The 1396-nt window shown below is 55.4% G+C and carries 2 protein-coding genes; both read left to right on the forward strand.

All coding sequences use genetic code 11. The annotated features are described in order from the left end of the window. Positions 1-585 (forward strand): 4Fe-4S binding protein (locus ACE4YL_RS11175; RefSeq protein ID WP_461369652.1); only part of this gene is annotated, 585 nt, incomplete at its 5' end. 299 nt (positions 586-884) lie between these two features. Continuing rightward, a partial coding sequence (locus ACE4YL_RS11180) for an FAD:protein FMN transferase (protein WP_461369653.1) occupies positions 885-1396 on the forward strand: 512 nt, incomplete at its 3' end.

Raw genomic sequence — 1396 nt, forward strand, 5'->3', positions numbered from 1 at the left:
GCAATTATGGGGCAGGAAGCAGTTGCGGTAAATCCGATGGTGGCTGCGGTTTTCTGCCGCGGCGACCGGCATCGCTCGAGAGATTTCTTTTTATATGACGGTATCTCTGATTGTGCCTATGCCCAGCAGTATCACGGCGGCTCCAAGGCCTGCCCTTACGGCTGTCTGGGCCTGGGCAACTGTGTGCGGGCCTGCCCTTTTGAAGCGATTTCGATGGGCTCGGATGGACTGCCCTGCGTGGACGAGGAAAAGTGCACCGGCTGCGGTCTCTGCCGCGATGCCTGCCCCCGCGCCATTATCCGCCTTATTCCGAAAGGTGACCGGGGGCACCTGGTCTGGTGCAGTTCACAAGATCGCGGGAAAAGGGTGAGCGAGGTCTGCGATGTGGGATGTACCGGCTGTAAAGCCTGCATTAAGGCCTGCCCCCGGGAGGCCATTACCATGGAAGGCAATCTCGCCGTAATCGATCTCGAGAAATGCGACGACTGCGGCCTCTGCGCGGAGAAATGCCGTTTTAATGCTATTCATCCCCGCCGGGAAAGGAGCAAAGAGGAGGCCGCCTCGCCGGAAGCTGCCACGGCCTGATCTCGTGGGACAACGGGGAAGTACCTGTTTGTCCCACATTTGATTAAGTGCTGGCAGGCGGAAGGGAGAGGCATGCCTCGCCCGCCGGTGGGGAAGGACTTTTGTGTGGTAGAAGCCTTTTGCCGCCAAACTCATCATTTGTATTGTTGTATTGTATTCCGGTACCGATTCGGGCGGCTCATGAGCCGCCCCTACAACCCTAATCTCTCACTTCTTATTTATTTCCCCTGTTAATTCTAGGGCAACGGTGTTATATTTAAGGCTGAGATGTTCTACCCTGTACAGGAAGGGGAGAAGCTTTGAACCGGCAGTATACTCATAAAGGAAGAGGACAAGAGAAGCCTGTTTTTCCACGAAAAAAACTTTCTCTTCTGGCCGTCACGCTTATTTTTATTGGCATTGCCGCCGGATCTGCCGCTGTGGCCCTGATCTTAACCCGCGGCAATTCTGCAGAAAAACTTTTCTCTTACCAGCAGCTGCTCATGGATACCGATGTGAGCCTTCAGCTTTACAGCAGCAGCTCCAGGGAAGCTGAAGAGGTAAAAGAGGATCTGTTTAAGGAAATGAGCCGCCTGGAGCTGCTTTTTAGCTTCACGGAAAGCTCCAGCGAGGTAACAAAAATTAACCGCGCCGCCGGGGAGGGCCCGGTCCAGGTCGGCCCGGAGACGGCAGAGGTAATCGAAAAGGCGATCCATTATGCCAGGCTGAGCGAAGGGGCTTTTGATCCGACCATTGGTCCCCTGCTCGATATATGGGGTTTCCGGGGCGAGGCCAACCGTGTGCCGGAGCCTGTTGAAATTGAAGCGGCTGC

The sequence above is a fragment of the Candidatus Darwinibacter acetoxidans genome, from assembly GCF_041936445.1.
GTDB lineage: Bacteria > Bacillota > Limnochordia > Darwinibacteriales > Darwinibacteriaceae > DTU010.